General features: G+C 41.4%; 11 protein-coding genes, 1 tRNA gene, 3 rRNA genes and 1 other RNA gene. 12 read left to right on the forward strand and 4 right to left on the reverse strand.

The features are described from left to right. Positions 1-34: 34 nt before the first annotated feature. From MHI10_RS00135 to MHI10_RS00150, 4 genes are all read right to left on the reverse strand, one after another. On the reverse strand, positions 35-1300 hold the full coding sequence (locus MHI10_RS00135; RefSeq protein ID WP_340781950.1) for a cation:dicarboxylate symporter family transporter: 1266 nt from the start codon (positions 1298-1300) through the stop codon (positions 35-37). Between the two features lie 84 nt (positions 1301-1384). Beyond that, positions 1385-2263, reverse strand: a complete 879-nt coding sequence (locus MHI10_RS00140) for a response regulator (RefSeq protein ID WP_340781951.1) — start codon at positions 2261-2263, stop codon at positions 1385-1387. A gap of 2 nt (positions 2264-2265) precedes the next feature. Then, positions 2266-3528, reverse strand: coding sequence for a sensor histidine kinase (locus MHI10_RS00145; RefSeq protein ID WP_340781952.1), 1263 nt, complete (start codon positions 3526-3528; stop codon positions 2266-2268). A 157-nt stretch (positions 3529-3685) separates the two neighbouring features. Then, positions 3686-3778, reverse strand: a tRNA-Ser gene (locus MHI10_RS00150). 131 nt (positions 3779-3909) lie between these two features. Between MHI10_RS00150 and ffs the strand changes: the two genes are divergently transcribed. The 12 genes from ffs to MHI10_RS00210 all read left to right on the forward strand — a co-directional run bounded on the left by ffs (position 3910) and on the right by MHI10_RS00210 (position 16037). After that, positions 3910-4177: signal recognition particle sRNA large type (gene ffs / locus MHI10_RS00155), an RNA gene on the forward strand. Positions 4178-4354: 177 nt separating this feature from the next. Next, a complete protein-coding gene (gene dnaX, locus MHI10_RS00160; RefSeq protein ID WP_340781953.1) occupies positions 4355-6109 on the forward strand; it encodes a DNA polymerase III subunit gamma/tau in 1755 nt (584 codons plus the stop codon). A 27-nt stretch (positions 6110-6136) separates the two neighbouring features. Continuing rightward, entirely contained in the window at positions 6137-6451 is a 315-nt protein-coding gene (locus MHI10_RS00165; protein WP_340781954.1) for a YbaB/EbfC family nucleoid-associated protein, read from the forward strand. Between the two features lie 73 nt (positions 6452-6524). Beyond that, the gene (recR, locus tag MHI10_RS00170) at positions 6525-7121 is read left to right on the forward strand and encodes a recombination mediator RecR (protein ID WP_340781955.1); all 597 of its coding nucleotides are present in this window, start codon (positions 6525-6527) and stop codon (positions 7119-7121) included. A gap of 16 nt (positions 7122-7137) precedes the next feature. Next, a complete protein-coding gene (locus tag MHI10_RS00175; protein ID WP_340781956.1) occupies positions 7138-7353 on the forward strand; it encodes a YaaL family protein in 216 nt (71 codons plus the stop codon). A 230-nt stretch (positions 7354-7583) separates the two neighbouring features. After that, complete coding sequence (locus tag MHI10_RS00180) at positions 7584-7850, forward strand: pro-sigmaK processing inhibitor BofA family protein (protein ID WP_340781957.1); 267 nt, start codon at positions 7584-7586, stop codon at positions 7848-7850. A gap of 353 nt (positions 7851-8203) precedes the next feature. After that, positions 8204-9759: ribosomal RNA gene (locus tag MHI10_RS00185) — 16S ribosomal RNA — on the forward strand. A gap of 423 nt (positions 9760-10182) precedes the next feature. Continuing rightward, a 23S ribosomal RNA gene (locus MHI10_RS00190) occupies positions 10183-13109 on the forward strand. Positions 13110-13297: 188 nt separating this feature from the next. Further along, positions 13298-13413 (forward strand): 5S ribosomal RNA (rrf, locus tag MHI10_RS00195). The 16S, 23S and 5S rRNA genes sit together here, the layout of an rRNA operon. A 154-nt stretch (positions 13414-13567) precedes the next feature. After that, positions 13568-14989: an aminotransferase class I/II-fold pyridoxal phosphate-dependent enzyme gene (locus tag MHI10_RS00200; protein WP_340781958.1), complete on the forward strand. Its 1422-nt coding sequence runs from the start codon at positions 13568-13570 to the stop codon at positions 14987-14989. Positions 14990-15008: 19 nt separating this feature from the next. Then, positions 15009-15638: a dTMP kinase gene (gene tmk, locus MHI10_RS00205; RefSeq protein ID WP_340781959.1), complete on the forward strand. Its 630-nt coding sequence runs from the start codon at positions 15009-15011 to the stop codon at positions 15636-15638. A gap of 69 nt (positions 15639-15707) precedes the next feature. Further along, positions 15708-16037, forward strand: coding sequence for a cyclic-di-AMP receptor (locus MHI10_RS00210; protein WP_099422026.1), 330 nt, complete (start codon positions 15708-15710; stop codon positions 16035-16037). Positions 16038-16203: the final 166 nt, after the last annotated feature.

A 16203-nucleotide genomic window follows, 5' to 3' on the forward strand; every position in this document is an offset into this window, starting at 1 on the left:
ATCTACTTTTACTGAGAGATGTCCTATTAGTTATTTATTTTAAGTTAGTTGCTTGATATTCAGCAAATTGCTTTACATCAAAGCGTTTTTCCCATTTCGCAATAACAAGAGTAGCTAAAGTATTCCCAATAACGTTTACAACAGTACGTCCCATATCTAAAATACGGTCAATACCTGCAATAAATGCTAAACCTTCAATTGGGATACCGACAGTACCTAATGTAGCTAATAGTACAACGAATGAAACGCCAGGTACTCCTGCAATTCCTTTTGATGTAACCATTAATACAAGCATTAATGTAATTTGTTCGATAATTGATAAATGAATACCGTACATTTGTGCAATGAAGAGTGCAGCAATTGCTTGGTAAAGTGTTGAACCATCCAAGTTGAATGAGTAACCTGTTGGAATAACAAATGAAACGATATCTTTTGGTGCACCCATCTTTTCTGTTTTTTCCATAATACGTGGTAATACAGTTTCAGATGATGATGTCGTAAATGCTAATAATAGCTCGTCTTTAATTAGACGAATTAATTTAAAGATATTAATGCCGCAGATCTTCGCTGTTATCCCTAAAACAAAGATTACAAAGAAGATCATCGTCCCATAAACTAAGAGCGCTAATTTCCCAAGTGGAACGAGTGAAGATAATCCAAATTTAGAAACAGTAATCCCAATTAATGCAAATACACCAAATGGAGCGAATTTCATAACTAGGTTCGTCACCCAGAACATCGCATCAGCGGTCCCTTGGAAGAATGCAAGAACAGGCTTCCCTCGTTCTCCAATCGCGGCAACACCAAGACCAAAGATAACCGAGAAGAAGATAATTGCAAGCATATCACCTGCAGCCATTGATGAGACAATGTTACTAGGTACAATATCAACTAAAATTTGCAGTGGACCGGCCTCTTCTTGCTGAGCTGTTGTTTCTTCATACGCAGAAATATCAGACTTTTCTAAAGAGCTCATATCAATGCCAACACCCGGTTGGAAAATGTTCACGGACAATAAACCAACAATAATCGCAATTGTTGTAATAACCTCAAAATAAATAAGCGTTTTTCCGCCAAGACGACCTAATTGCTTCATGTCACCAGTACCAGCCACACCAACAATTAAAGTCGAAATAATAATCGGGACAACAATCATCTTAATTAAATTTAAGAAAATGTCACCTACAGGTTGTAAATAAGTTTGCACGTTGGCATTGCCATAAAAGACAGCGCCTACAATTACCCCTAAAATCAAACCGATTAAAATTTGTGCGGCTAAACTAATTTTAAACTTTTTCAAATTATAGTTCCTCCTAATAAAATTAGATTTAGGACTAGCCTAAACCAATTCTAAAAGATAAATACAGAATCCGACAAAATCCGACTAATCTGCTTTACTAATTATTTCTGAATATAAAACTTGGATGAACTTTTTTATGTTTACCTTTGCTTTTCGTTGGTCATTATTTTCTATTTGTTGCATTAAGTAGCGAATATCCGTCAGGTCAAAGTAGCGCGGTGTATAATATTCAAATTCCGAATTTGTATAGTCAACAATGCCAAGATTTGCCAAATTAATCATACTTGCCAAAATAGTACGGCGCACACGTTGTTCAATTGCTTTACTTTCTTTTAAAACATCATCAGGTGTATTTTTTGTCAGCATAGCCACTTTTTCATAAATTTCCTTCAGTGGCGGAAGTGGTGCAATTTTATGCTTTTCGATGAGCAATTGTTCGATAATTTGAATGATGTCCTCACTCCCGACTTCGCCGACAATGCCCATATCGTTTAAAATAGATTGAATATGATCTCGTGTCGTCTTTTTCATATTTTTAACATCGGGCACTTCAAAATTCGTAAGAGATTGACGAATTGCCATAATGGAGTTTTTTAAACGATGCTTTTCTTCTGTCCGTTTAAGCACCATTTGTACCTCAACTTTATTGATTGGTTTATGAATGAAAAACTCAATACCCTTTTCATAACCTTCAGCTACCATTTCTTTATTGACGACTTGAGAAATCATTATAAAACTGCCTTCAAATCCATTTTGATGAAGATGTTCAATTGTTTCAATCCCATCAAGATGGGGCATTAATAAGTCAATCAAAACAAATTCTGGCTGCATCATGAGGATTTGCGGGATAGCATCTACCCCGTTTTTGGCCTCCCCAATAACAGTCCCTAATTCGAATTCATCAATGATGGTGGATAGCATTACGCGACTAGCGCGATCATCATCAACAATAAAATATCGCATTGTTAGTTTTCCTCCTCACGTAAAAGTTTTGTTGGAATCCAAACAGTAAAGCGTGTCAACTGTCCGCTTGTTACCGTTATGGAACCATGTAAATTTTCAATAATCGTTTTCGTATGCGAAAGCCCAATACCTGTTGATGCCTTGCCGGATGAATTAAATTTTGACGTGTAACCAACATCAAAAATAACCGGTAATAGATGTTTATCTATGCCCATTCCTGAATCTTCTACGATAAACTCTGTAATGTCAGAATGAACATTTACCTCTAATGTAATGACACCTTTTAGATCAATTGCTTCAATAGCATTAGCCATTAAATTATTTAGAATGGCTAATAAGGCAATATGCTGCTTCGTTTTAAAATCGTTAGGGCAAATGGTTTTAAAGTGAATTTCTTTTTGTAGGAGTTGCGCATAATTTTCATTTGCTTCTACAATAAAAGTGAGTAAATCGGTTAATAAGAAAGTATCGTTAAATTTTGTATTCGTAATTTTTGCTAAGCCAGCATAGATTCGTTCATGATCTTTTTTTACTTCATGTATTTCCTGAGAGATTAATAAAGCTTCCTTCCCTAAATCCAAATCAATTTTTTTTAGTTTTTTATAAAGTTGATAGCTGTTTGCAGTTAACTGTTCGACTTGATCCATCGACTTTTTAATATAAAGCGCTTCCACGAACAATTCGGATTGGATGGTCATTAATTGTTGCAGTTGCTTTTTTTGCTCGGAAAGTGTGATAGCACTATACAAACCTACAACAAAAAAGCTTCGTAATAACCCAACTAATCCAAATAGTAAAAGGGAATTTGATGTATTTAACTGCGGTGCATATAGGATAGCTTGTGCAATATGCTCGGATGTATTAGCGATGATTTCAAAGGACATACCGCATAAACCTAAAAGGAACGGATGTTTTTTAACCTTTTCAAACGGGATAAACCGTAAACATATAGCAAATACAATATAAAAGAGTCCTGCAGGTATATATTCAATGAATGAAAGAAAGGTAGCTTGCCCGTTTTGTAGCATATTAAATGCAGTACGCCAAGTAATAACGGTAATTGCTGTAATAATTCCTGTTGTTAGCATTGGTACAGGGCGTATTAACAGAGCAAAAAAGAAAATAATACTGCCAAGTCCAAATCGAAAGGGGGCATTGTCAAAAGGCATAATTTTTACTTCGCTACCAATTGCAGTTAGCAGTGCAATAATGACCATAATTAAAATAATCTTTATTATCTTTGTAAGAGGCTGTATTGTTTCCAAGAAAAGACCGCCTTTGTTGAAACATATTAAGTATTTCATTTTACAAGAAAAGAACATATATAAACACAAAAACGCACTATATCTTTTAGATATAGTGCGTTTTTGTGTGCTATAAGATAAAAAAACCGTTACAGCTAGTAACGGTAGAATTTAAAAATGGAGGAGGTAGAGGGATTCGAACCCCCGCGCGGTGTTACCCGCCTGTCGGTTTTCAAGACCGATCCCTTCAGCCGAACTTGGGTATACCTCCAAATTGGTAATGTCATTTTTTCGACATTTATAAATTTATCATGTAAAAAGAATTAAGTCAATAATAATTTTTATAAATTTGTAGAGGCAACTTATTGCATTTTTAGTAAGCGCTTAGTATACTAGGTAGTGCCGTGCTAGATGGGGAGGTAGCGGTGCCCTGTAACTTGCAATCCGCTCTAGCAAGATTGAATTCCTTTTCTGAGGCTGTCCGTATTGTTTGGTCTGCCTTTTGCACGCAGTGTTGACGGTTGGGTCCTGCGCAATAAGTACCCATGAACCATGTCAGGTCCGGAAGGAAGCAGCATTAAGTGGTATCACTTATGTGCCGCGGGGTCGCCTAACTTGAGCTAGCGACAGAAGTAACGCTTATGTGCGGCAGTCGAAGAAAGGTGCACGGCATTAAATTGCCAATTCAAACGCATTCATCATTAAAGATGAATGCGTTTTTTTAGTAGAAAATAATTAAATCGTAACTATTATATCAAATAAATTAGACGTATTTTGAAATATATTTCAGTTAAGGATATGCTATAATAAAAAGTATAAAATCTTAATGGTAAAGGAGAGGGAAAGGTTGACATATCAAGCGTTTTATCGTGTTTATCGACCACAATCATTCCGTGAAATGTCTGGTCAAACACATGTGAAAAGGACCCTTCAAAATGCTCTCCTCGGGAATAAAACAACACATGCTTATTTATTTTCAGGACCTCGAGGTACCGGGAAGACGAGTACAGCTAAAATTTTCGCAAAAGCGTTAAATTGTGAAAACGCACCTGCTAGTGAGCCATGTAATGAATGTGCCACATGTAAAAGCATTACAGAGGGATCGCATACCGATGTTATTGAGTTTGATGCAGCTTCAAATTCAAGAGTGGAGGAAATGCGAGATATTATCGAAAAGGTTCGTTTTGCACCAGCGGACGCACGCTTTAAGGTGTATATTATTGACGAAGTGCATATGCTTTCTACGAGTGCGTTTAATGCCTTATTAAAAACATTGGAAGAACCACCTGAGCATGCGGTATTTATTTTAGCGACGACAGAACCACATAAACTTCCTGCAACAATCATCTCGCGTTGTCAGCGATTTGATTTTAAACGGTTATCTTCTATAGATATTGTCGAGCGAATGAAAATCGTCCTTGAAGATATCCAAATGGACTATGATGAGCAAGCGCTTAGAGTAATCGCTCAAGCGGCAGCTGGTGGTATGCGTGATGCACTTAGCTTATTAGATCAAGTTGTTTCATTTAGTAATGAATCCATTCAATTGGAAGACGTGTTACTTGTGACAGGGTCGGTTAGCCAAGATGCATTTTATGATATTGCTTGTTTATTAAAAGAAAAAGATGTCGCGCGCGTGTTGAGTATTGTTGAAAATTTAATCGCAGATGGGAAAGAGCCACTACGTTTAGCGGAAGACTTTATTACTTTTTTCCGTGATCTATTGTTATTACAAATGGATGGAACGTTAGAAGAGTTGTTGGAGTTTATTTCAAGTGAACCAAAGTTTGTAGAATTAGCCCAAAATTTTGAGGCAGACACGCTGTATGGGTTTATTGACATTTTAGCAAAAACACAACAGGAAATGCGTTTTTCACATCACACGAAAATTTATTTAGAAACAGCTCTTTTAAAAATGGCCCAACTTAAAGGGAATGCGCCTGTAACAACAGGAGTAGATCCAGCTTTGGCGGGGAAATTAAGTTCATTAGAAAACCTCGTTGGCCAATTATCACAACAATTGCAAAGTGGTGGGGCACCAGCGCAACAAGCAAAAGGCCCATCTCCACAGCGTGTTCGACCAGTGGGTAATCAATATAATCCTCCGAACGGGCGTATTAAGGAAGTCTTGAAAACGGCGAGTAAGACAGACATTCAAAAGATTAAAGCTGCCTGGGCGATGTCGTTATCGCAAATGCAAAAATCCCAAGCAGCACTTTTGGCTGATGCAGAGCCAGTTGCGGCAAATTCGGATGCTTTTGTGTTAAAATTCAAGTATGATATTCATTGTCAAATGGTAGCAGACAACAAAGCACTTGTTTCGTTGTTTACACAAGGAATTGCTATGGAGACGGGCGTTCAATATGAAGTGCTATGTATTCCAGAGCAAGCATGGCTCAAATTGCGAGAAAGTTTTATAAAAGAAAATGGCTTAGACCAAAAGAAACAAGAAACCAATTTAAATGAGGGATCTGAACAACCACATTTACTTGAAGAACAACCTTTTATAGAAGAAGCGCTACTAGTGGAAGCACAAGATCCAATAATAGTCGAAGCAGAACAGCGATTTGGAAAAGATTTTGTTGATGTTGTCGAAGAATGATAATGAAATATAAGGAGGAATTTAGTTATGCGTGGTATGGGTAATATGCAAGGTATGATGAAGAAAATGCAAAAGATGCAAAAAGAAATGATGGAAGCACAAGATGCTCTAAATGAACAACAATTCGAAGGTACTGCTGGTGGCGGTATGGTAAAGGTTGTTATGAACGGTCAGCGTCAATTATTAGACGTTGCTCTAGATGAATCAGTAGTAGATCCAGAAGATATCGAAATGTTACAAGACTTAATCGTTGTGGCAACAAATGAAGCACTTAAAAAAGTGGAAGACACAACATCATCAACAATGGGCAAATTCACTCAAGGAATGAACCTTCCTTTCTAATTGAATCGTTCGTTTTTGTAGAAGCACATCTCGAGTTAATTCGAGGTGTGCCTTTTTAAAGGGGGAAGAATGAATGCATTATCCAGAACCAATATCAAAGTTAATTGATAGTTTTATGAAATTACCTGGAATTGGGCCGAAAACAGCCGCACGTCTAGCTTTTCATGTCTTAACAATGAAGGAGGATACCGTTCTATCTTTTGCTAAGGCATTAGTGGATGCAAAACGAAACTTAATGTATTGTTCGAAGTGTGGGCATATAACGGATATTGACCCGTGTCATATTTGTTCGGATAAACAACGAGATGTATCGATGATTTGTGTTGTTCAAGATCCAAAAGATGTCATTGCCATGGAAAAGATGCGTGATTACCAGGGGTTGTATCATGTTTTACACGGAGCAATTTCCCCAATGGACGGTGTAGGGCCAGAGGATATTAATGTTGCCTCGTTACTAACGCGCTTACATGATGAAAGGGTGCAAGAACTAATATTAGCAACGAACCCTACAATAGAAGGGGAAGCGACGGCAATGTATATTTCTCGTCTCGTTAAACCATCAGGCATTCGTACAACACGTATTGCACATGGTTTACCGGTAGGCGGCGATTTAGAATATGCAGATGAAGTAACTTTATCAAAGGCGTTAGAAGGGCGTCGCGAACTATAAAAGTGAGGGGTTAGTCATGCTATTTTCCCGCAAAGGAAAATTAAAGAAAGAGTTTGATGAAAAACTAGTTTCTTCTATTAAATTGACAAAAGATGATTTGCATAATGCGAAGGTGTTTGAAGAATTAATGGATGATTATAATCTAGATATTATTGCTGAGCGCAAAAGAGCAGAAAGCATTCATTATTATTTATATAAAGAAGCACGTATTCGACGCGTTTTAATTAAATGAGTCAATTATGCCCCGGCGGAATTGCGTCCGTATTTTTTTATGAGCTTGCTCGAAAAGGTCCTCTAAAAAAACAATGACATCCGCCGAGGACTTTAACTTAATTCAACCGGGGTTTGGACCTCGGTTGGATTAAATTAAACAATGTGTATCATTGAGAATATCTCCAGTGTAGAAATAAGAGGGACAACAGCTGCATATGTTACCATTAAAGTTCTTTAAAGGATGGTGCGATGCGTTACATTATTATAGCTTTAGGCTGTTTGTTGCTCTTATTTTTATTTTTAGTGAGGAAGAACAAACGATTTGGTGCGCTATTTGAATACTTTGCAATGTTTTGGTTTAAGCTAGCGGTAGTAATTGTTCTTTTATTTGTAGGGAACATAGTATTAAGTCGATATGGCTTTCACCTACCAATCAATACCTTCTCAGTTGTCACGATTACACTTTTGGGCATCCCAGGGTTACTTTGTATGGGGTTATTAATATTAATCATATAAATTTAAATAAAAGGGTTGCGTAATTAAAATTATCGTGGTATATTATTTTAAGTCGCAAGGACAACAACGAATATCGAAAAGAATTGTTGACAACAAATCAACAAGATGGTAAGATATAAAAGTTGCTGTTCGAAAGACAGTGAAAAAAACTTTGAAAAAAGTTGTTGACACAACATAGAATGTTATGTTAAGATAATTTAAGTTGTCACTTTGAAAGTGATAATGACATGAACCTTGAAAACTGAACAAGCAAACGTTAATGATTTAAACGTTTAAGTGATGAACTTAAACAAATTATAGATATCAACTTTATGTTGATACGCTAGCAAAGCAAATGAGCTTTCAAACTAACTTTTATGGAGAGTTTGATCCTGGCTCAGGACGAACGCTGGCGGCGTGCCTAATACATGCAAGTCGAGCGGACTTTCATTGGTGCTTGCACCTTTGAAAGTTAGCGGCGGACGGGTGAGTAACACGTGGGTAACCTACCCTGTAGATTGGGATAACTCCGGGAAACCGGGGCTAATACCGAATAACACATTTGAACTCATGTTCGAATGTTAAAAGACGGCATCTCGCTGTCACTACAGGATGGGCCCGCGGCGCATTAGCTAGTTGGTGAGGTAACGGCTCACCAAGGCAACGATGCGTAGCCGACCTGAGAGGGTGATCGGCCACACTGGGACTGAGACACGGCCCAGACTCCTACGGGAGGCAGCAGTAGGGAATCTTCCACAATGGACGAAAGTCTGATGGAGCAACGCCGCGTGAGTGAAGAAGGATTTCGGTTCGTAAAACTCTGTTGCAAGGGAAGAACAAGTAGCGTAGTAACTGGCGCTACCTTGACGGTACCTTGTTAGAAAGCCACGGCTAACTACGTGCCAGCAGCCGCGGTAATACGTAGGTGGCAAGCGTTGTCCGGAATTATTGGGCGTAAAGCGCGCGCAGGTGGTTTCTTAAGTCTGATGTGAAAGCCCACGGCTCAACCGTGGAGGGTCATTGGAAACTGGGAAACTTGAGTGCAGAAGAGGATAGTGGAATTCCAAGTGTAGCGGTGAAATGCGTAGAGATTTGGAGGAACACCAGTGGCGAAGGCGACTATCTGGTCTGTAACTGACACTGAGGCGCGAAAGCGTGGGGAGCAAACAGGATTAGATACCCTGGTAGTCCACGCCGTAAACGATGAGTGCTAAGTGTTGGGGGGTTTCCGCCCCTCAGTGCTGCAGCTAACGCATTAAGCACTCCGCCTGGGGAGTACGGTCGCAAGACTGAAACTCAAAGGAATTGACGGGGGCCCGCACAAGCGGTGGAGCATGTGGTTTAATTCGAAGCAACGCGAAGAACCTTACCAGGTCTTGACATCCCATTGACCACTGTAGAGATACAGTTTTCCCTTCGGGGACAACGGTGACAGGTGGTGCATGGTTGTCGTCAGCTCGTGTCGTGAGATGTTGGGTTAAGTCCCGCAACGAGCGCAACCCTTATTCTTAGTTGCCATCATTTAGTTGGGCACTCTAAGGAGACTGCCGGTGACAAACCGGAGGAAGGTGGGGATGACGTCAAATCATCATGCCCCTTATGACCTGGGCTACACACGTGCTACAATGGACGGTACAAACGGTTGCCAACCCGCGAGGGGGAGCTAATCCGATAAAACCGTTCTCAGTTCGGATTGTAGGCTGCAACTCGCCTACATGAAGCCGGAATCGCTAGTAATCGCGGATCAGCATGCCGCGGTGAATACGTTCCCGGGCCTTGTACACACCGCCCGTCACACCACGAGAGTTTGTAACACCCGAAGTCGGTGGGGTAACCTTTATGGAGCCAGCCGCCGAAGGTGGGATAGATGATTGGGGTGAAGTCGTAACAAGGTAGCCGTATCGGAAGGTGCGGCTGGATCACCTCCTTTCTAAGGATATTTTCGGAATCATTCCTTCGGGAATGAAACATTAACGTTTGCTGTTCAGTTTTGAAGGTTCATCTTTTTGATGAAACACTTCATATATACTTGCTCCTGACGCTAGCGCTTACGTCGCAAAGCTTCATGTAGCAAAAACAGCGAAGTCATTCACGATGTGATTGAAGTCAGCTGCTTTGTTCTTTGAAAACTGGATAAAACGACATTGAAAGCAATAAACAAACAAATGATCAAGAAATTGATCGTGCAAGTTCTTAAATCTTATCTTTTATAGGATAAGTAGTAACTAATTAAAGGTTTCAAGACACAAGTAGTTCTAGGAAGCAATGGAGTGAAGGAAGGAGCGTACCTATGTACGTGACTGACAGAACGAAAGTAGCTGACGACGAAATACGCCGTGTATTGGAAGCTGTAGGTTAAGTTAATAAGGGCGCACGGTGGATGCCTTGGCACTAGGAGTCGATGAAGGACGGCACTAACACCGATATGCTTTGGGGAGCTGTAAGTAAGCTTTGATCCAGAGATTTCCGAATGGGGGAACCCACTATGTTTAATCGCATAGTATCTTCACGTGAATACATAGCGTGTTGAGGACAGACGCAGAGAACTGAAACATCTAAGTACCTGCAGGAACAGAAAGAAAATTCGATTCCCTGAGTAGCGGCGAGCGAAACGGGAAGAGCCCAAACCAAAGAGCTTGCTCTTTGGGGTTGTAGGACATTCTATACGGAGTTACAAAAGAATGAGATAGTTGAAGCGGCTTGGAAAGGCCCGCCATAGAAGGTAAAAGCCCTGTAAGTGAAACCTCATTCCCTCTTGAATGTATCCTGAGTACGGCGGAACACGTGAAATTCCGTCGGAATCTGGGAGGACCATCTCCCAAGGCTAAATACTACCTAGTGACCGATAGTGAACCAGTACCGTGAGGGAAAGGTGAAAAGCACCCCGGAAGGGGAGTGAAATAGATCCTGAAACCGTGTGCCTACAAGTAGTTAGAGCCCGTTAATGGGTGATAGCGTGCCTTTTGTAGAATGAACCGGCGAGTTACGATTACGTGCGAGGTTAAGTTGATGAGACGGAGCCGCAGCGAAAGCGAGTCTGAATAGGGCGAATTAGTACGTGGTCGTAGACCCGAAACCAGGTGATCTACCCATGTCCAGGGTGAAGGTGAGGTAACACTTACTGGAGGCCCGAACCCACGTACGTTGAAAAGTGCGGGGATGAGGTGTGGGTAGCGGAGAAATTCCAATCGAACCTGGAGATAGCTGGTTCTCTCCGAAATAGCTTTAGGGCTAGCCTCGTGATTGAGAATACTGGAGGTAGAGCACTGTTTGGACTAGGGGGGCATCTCGCTTTACCGAATTCAGACAAACTCCGAATGCCAGATATTTATACACGGGAGTCAGACTGCGAGTGATAAGATCCGTAGTCAAGAGGGAAACAGCCCAGACCACCAGCTAAGGTCCCAAAGTAATCGTTAAGTGGAAAAGGATGTGGCGTTGCTTAGACAACCAGGATGTTGGCTCAGAAGCAGCCATCATTTAAAGAGTGCGTAATAGCTCACTGGTCGAGTGACGCTGCGCCGAAAATTTATCGGGGCTAAACGATTCACCGAAGCTGTGGATGCATCCGTATGGATGCGTGGTAGGAGAGCGTTCTAAGGGCGTTGAAGTCAGACCGGAAGGACTGGTGGAGCGCTTAGAAGTGAGAATGCCGGTATGAGTAGCGAAAGACGGGTGAGAATCCCGTCCACCGTATGACTAAGGTTTCCTGAGGAAGGCTCGTCCGCTCAGGGTTAGTCGGGACCTAAGCCGAGGCCGATAGGCGTAGGCGATGGACAACAGGTTGATATTCCTGTACCACCTCCTCACCGTTTGAGAAATGGGGGGACGCAGTAGGATAGGGTAAGCAGAGCGTTGGTTGTCTCTGTTCAAGCAGTAAGGCGTGTGTGTAGGCAAATCCGCACACTAATACGTTGAGCTGTGATGACGAGTCCGTATGGACGAAGTTCCTGATTTCACACTGCCAAGAAAAGCCTCTATCGAGGTGAGAGGTGCCCGTACCGCAAACCGACACAGGTAGTCGAGGAGAGAATCCTAAGGTGTGCGAGAGAACTCTCGTTAAGGAACTCGGCAAAATGACCCCGTAACTTCGGGAGAAGGGGTGCTCTTGAGCGTGCAAGCGCATGAGAGCCGCAGTGAATAGGCCCAGGCGACTGTTTAGCAAAAACACAGGTCTCTGCAAAACCGTAAGGTGAAGTATAGGGGCTGACGCCTGCCCGGTGCTGGAAGGTTAAGAGGAGTGGTTAGCGCAAGCGAAGCTACGAATTGAAGCCCCAGTAAACGGCGGCCGTAACTATAACGGTCCTAAGGTAGCGAAATTCCTTGTCGGGTAAGTTCCGACCCGCACGAAAGGCGTAACGATCTGGGCACTGTCTCAACGAGAGACTCGGTGAAATTATAGTACCTGTGAAGATGCAGGTTACCCGCGACAGGACGGAAAGACCCCGTGGAGCTTTACTGTAGCCTGATATTGAATTTTGGTACAACTTGTACAGGATAGGTAGGAGCCAGAGATCTCGGAGCGCCAGCTTCGAAGGAGGCGTCAGTGGGATACTACCCTGGTTGTATTGAACTTCTAACCCATGCCCCTTAGCGGGGTAGGAGACAGTGTCAGGCGGACAGTTTGACTGGGGCGGTCGCCTCCTAAAGAGTAACGGAGGCGCCCAAAGGTTCCCTCAGAATGGTTGGAAATCATTCGTAGAGTGTAAAGGCATAAGGGAGCTTGACTGCGAGACCTACAAGTCGAGCAGGGTCGAAAGACGGGCTTAGTGATCCGGTGGTTCCGCATGGAAGGGCCATCGCTCAACGGATAAAAGCTACCCCGGGGATAACAGGCTTATCTCCCCCAAGAGTCCACATCGACGGGGAGGTTTGGCACCTCGATGTCGGCTCATCGCATCCTGGGGCTGTAGTCGGTCCCAAGGGTTGGGCTGTTCGCCCATTAAAGCGGTACGCGAGCTGGGTTCAGAACGTCGTGAGACAGTTCGGTCCCTATCCGTCGTGGGCGTAGGAAATTTGAGAGGAGCTGTCCTTAGTACGAGAGGACCGGGATGGACACACCGCTGGTGTACCAGTTGTTCTGCCAAGAGCATCGCTGGGTAGCTATGTGTGGACGGGATAAGTGCTGAAAGCATCTAAGCATGAAGCCCCCCTCAAGATGAGATTTCCCATTACGCAAGTAAGTAAGACCCCTGAAAGACGATCAGGTAGATAGGTTCGAGGTGGAAGTGTGGCGACATATGGAGCTGACGAATACTAATCGGTCGAGGACTTAACCACAATTTATTGCACAATTTCAATGAAACGTTTATCCAGTTTTGAAAGAATAATCTTTCTAACATGAGAGCTTCAAGACACAAGTAGTACAAGGAAGCAATTGAACGAACGAAGGAGCGTACTCAAGTACGTGACTGACTGAGTGAATGCAGCTGACGCAGTAATGCGATGTGTATTGAAGGTCGTAATAGTGAAGTGATGATGGCAAAGAGGTCACACCCGTTCCCATACCGAACACGGAAGTTAAGCTCTTTAGCGCCGATGGTAGTTGGGGGCTTCCCCCTGTGAGAGTAGGACATCGCTTCGCAAATTAAAACCCACTGAGAAATCAGTGGGTTTTTTGTTGTTAAGGAAAATTAAAAGTGAAATAAATCCAATTAGTTAAACGATGTACAAGGTTTGTCGGATTTTACAGACGACATTATAATAGGAAGAAAGATAAACTTTAATGGGGTGAAATGATGAAAAGAGAAAGGCCGATTGTGGAGGCTTTACAAAAATTTATAAAAGAAAAACCACTATCACTACATGTACCAGGACACAAGAATGGAAGCCACTCAAATTTACCGCTCGAAATAAAAAACGCACTAATATATGATGTCACAGAATTAACAGGTTTAGATGATTTTCATAACCCGGAAGAAGCTATACTAGAAGCAGAGCAATTATTAGCTCAAACTTATGGAGCAAATAAAAGTTTCTTTTTAGTAAATGGTTCAACAGTCGGCAATTTAGCGATGATTTATGCGACCTGTCAGCAAGGAGATACGATAATCGTTCAAAGAAATGCGCATAAATCGGTTTTCCACGCATTAGAGTTAGTAGGAGTCGATCCTGTCTATATTGCCCCGAGATGGCACGAACAAAGTCAAACTGCGGGCAGTGTTCAACTAGAACAATTAGAACAAGCAATTAATTCATATCCAGAAGCAAAAGCAGTAGTTTTAACTTATCCTACTTATTATGGTATTACAGCAAAAGATATAGAAAAACAAATTTCATATTGCCACGAAAAGGGAATCCCTGTACTTGTAGATGAGGCGCATGGTGCCCATCTGACTGTCAGTAATCAATTACCTGCTTCAGCATTAGATTTAGGGGCCGATGTAGTTGTACAATCTGCACATAAAACATTGCCAGCTATGACGATGGCTTCTTTTTTACATATTAAGTCGACAAGGGTGGACGTACAAAAAATAAATCATTATTTAAGAATGCTTCAATCAAGTAGTCCCTCTTATTTATTATTGGCGTCATTAGATGATGCGAGACAGTATGTGATGAGTTATTCAGAAAAAGACTTTGTTTACTTAATGGAGAAACGCAATCAATTAATTGAATCGTTACGAACTTTAACGGGGCTTGAAGTTGTTGAAGTAGATGATTTGTTAAAACTAATTGTACGAGCACCAGGATATACAGGTTTTGAATTGAAAGTGGCATTGGAGAAAAGGAAAATATTTGTCGAATTAGCAGATGCTAATCAAATTCTTTTAATTTTACCTTTATTAAAACATGGAGACGCATATCTACTGGCTGATTTGAGAATTCAAATGAAAGAAGCATTAATTCATTTGAAAAAGTCACAAGGCCATGCAATACAATTAAATCAATCAAAATTTGAAATGTCTGCGGTGACAAAACCTGAATTAAGTTTTGTCCAAATTGAACATGCTGAAAAAGAATGGGTACCTTATGTGAAAGCGATGGGGCGTATTGCTGCGGCAACGTTAATTCCATATCCACCAGGCATTCCATTATTTATTCCAGGTGAGAAAATTACTGCTGCGAAGTTGAATCAATTAGAGGAATTATTAGCAGTGGGTGCTGCCTTTCAAGGAGAGCATCGTTTACATGAAAAAATGATTTATGTCATAAAATGAGAAAAGGGAGAATATAAACATGCAAGGGAACTTATTTATAACATTTGAAGGTCCAGATGGTGCAGGGAAAACATCGGTATTGAAATCAATTGGAGAACGTTTACAGAAAAACCGAATGAACATCCTGCTAACACGTGAACCGGGTGGTATTGAAATTGCAGAGAAAATCCGCTCCATCATTTTAAATCCTGAACATACAATGATGAATGAGCGTACAGAGGCATTACTTTATGCAGCGGCAAGAGCGCAGCATTTTTATGAAAAGATTGTACCAGCACTCGAGCAAGGACAGCATGTATTATGTGATCGATTTATTGATTCTTCACTTGCTTACCAAGGTCACGCAAGAGGAATTGGTGTAGATGAAGTATTATCAATTAATCAATTTGCAATTGGTCAAAGGCTCCCAGACATCACAATTTATTTTGATATCGCGCCTGAAAAGGGGTTAGCACGCATTCATGCCAATCGTACGGATGAAATTAATCGCTTAGATGTTGAGGGGTTAGCGTTCCATCAAAAGGTATATGAAGGCTATCAAGAAGCAATGAAACGCTACCCAAAAAGGTTCCGTATCATTAATGCAGATCAGCCGCTGGAGGATGTTATTGAAGAGGTATGGGGGATTTTAAATCCAATATTAGGGTAAAAGTAAATGAAGTGGACCTTCTATTTATGATATAATAGAAGCACCAATTCAATGAAGGGGTGAGTACGGATGAAGTTAGTAGTGGCAGTTGTGCAAGATCAAGATAGTAACCGATTATCAAATGCTTTGACGAAGAATAACTTTCGTGCGACGAAATTAGCAAGTACAGGTGGGTTTTTACGTTCGGGTAATACAACATTTTTAATTGGTACAGATGATTCGTTAATTCCAAAGTTATTGGATATTATTCGTGAAAACTGTAGATCACGCGAACAAATGGTAGCGCCAGTTTCTCCAATGGGTGGAAACGCAGACTCCTATATTCCGTACCCTGTGGAAGTTGAAGTTGGCGGAGCAATTGTCTTTGTCTTACCAATTGATCAATTCCACCATTTTTAACTTGATTCAGTAGGGGTTCAACCCCCACTGAATCAAGTTAAGCCCCGGCGGATGTCACAGATTTTTTAAAGAGAAGGAAGTCAGCCTAAGGGCGTCACATCGTGTGACAATGGCTGACTGACCCACGTCCTGTGGCCCCAAGCTCAAAAAAAATCTGGACACAATT

Origin of the sequence: Solibacillus sp. FSL K6-1523, assembly GCF_038005225.1 — a bacterium.
GTDB lineage: Bacteria > Bacillota > Bacilli > Bacillales_A > Planococcaceae > Solibacillus.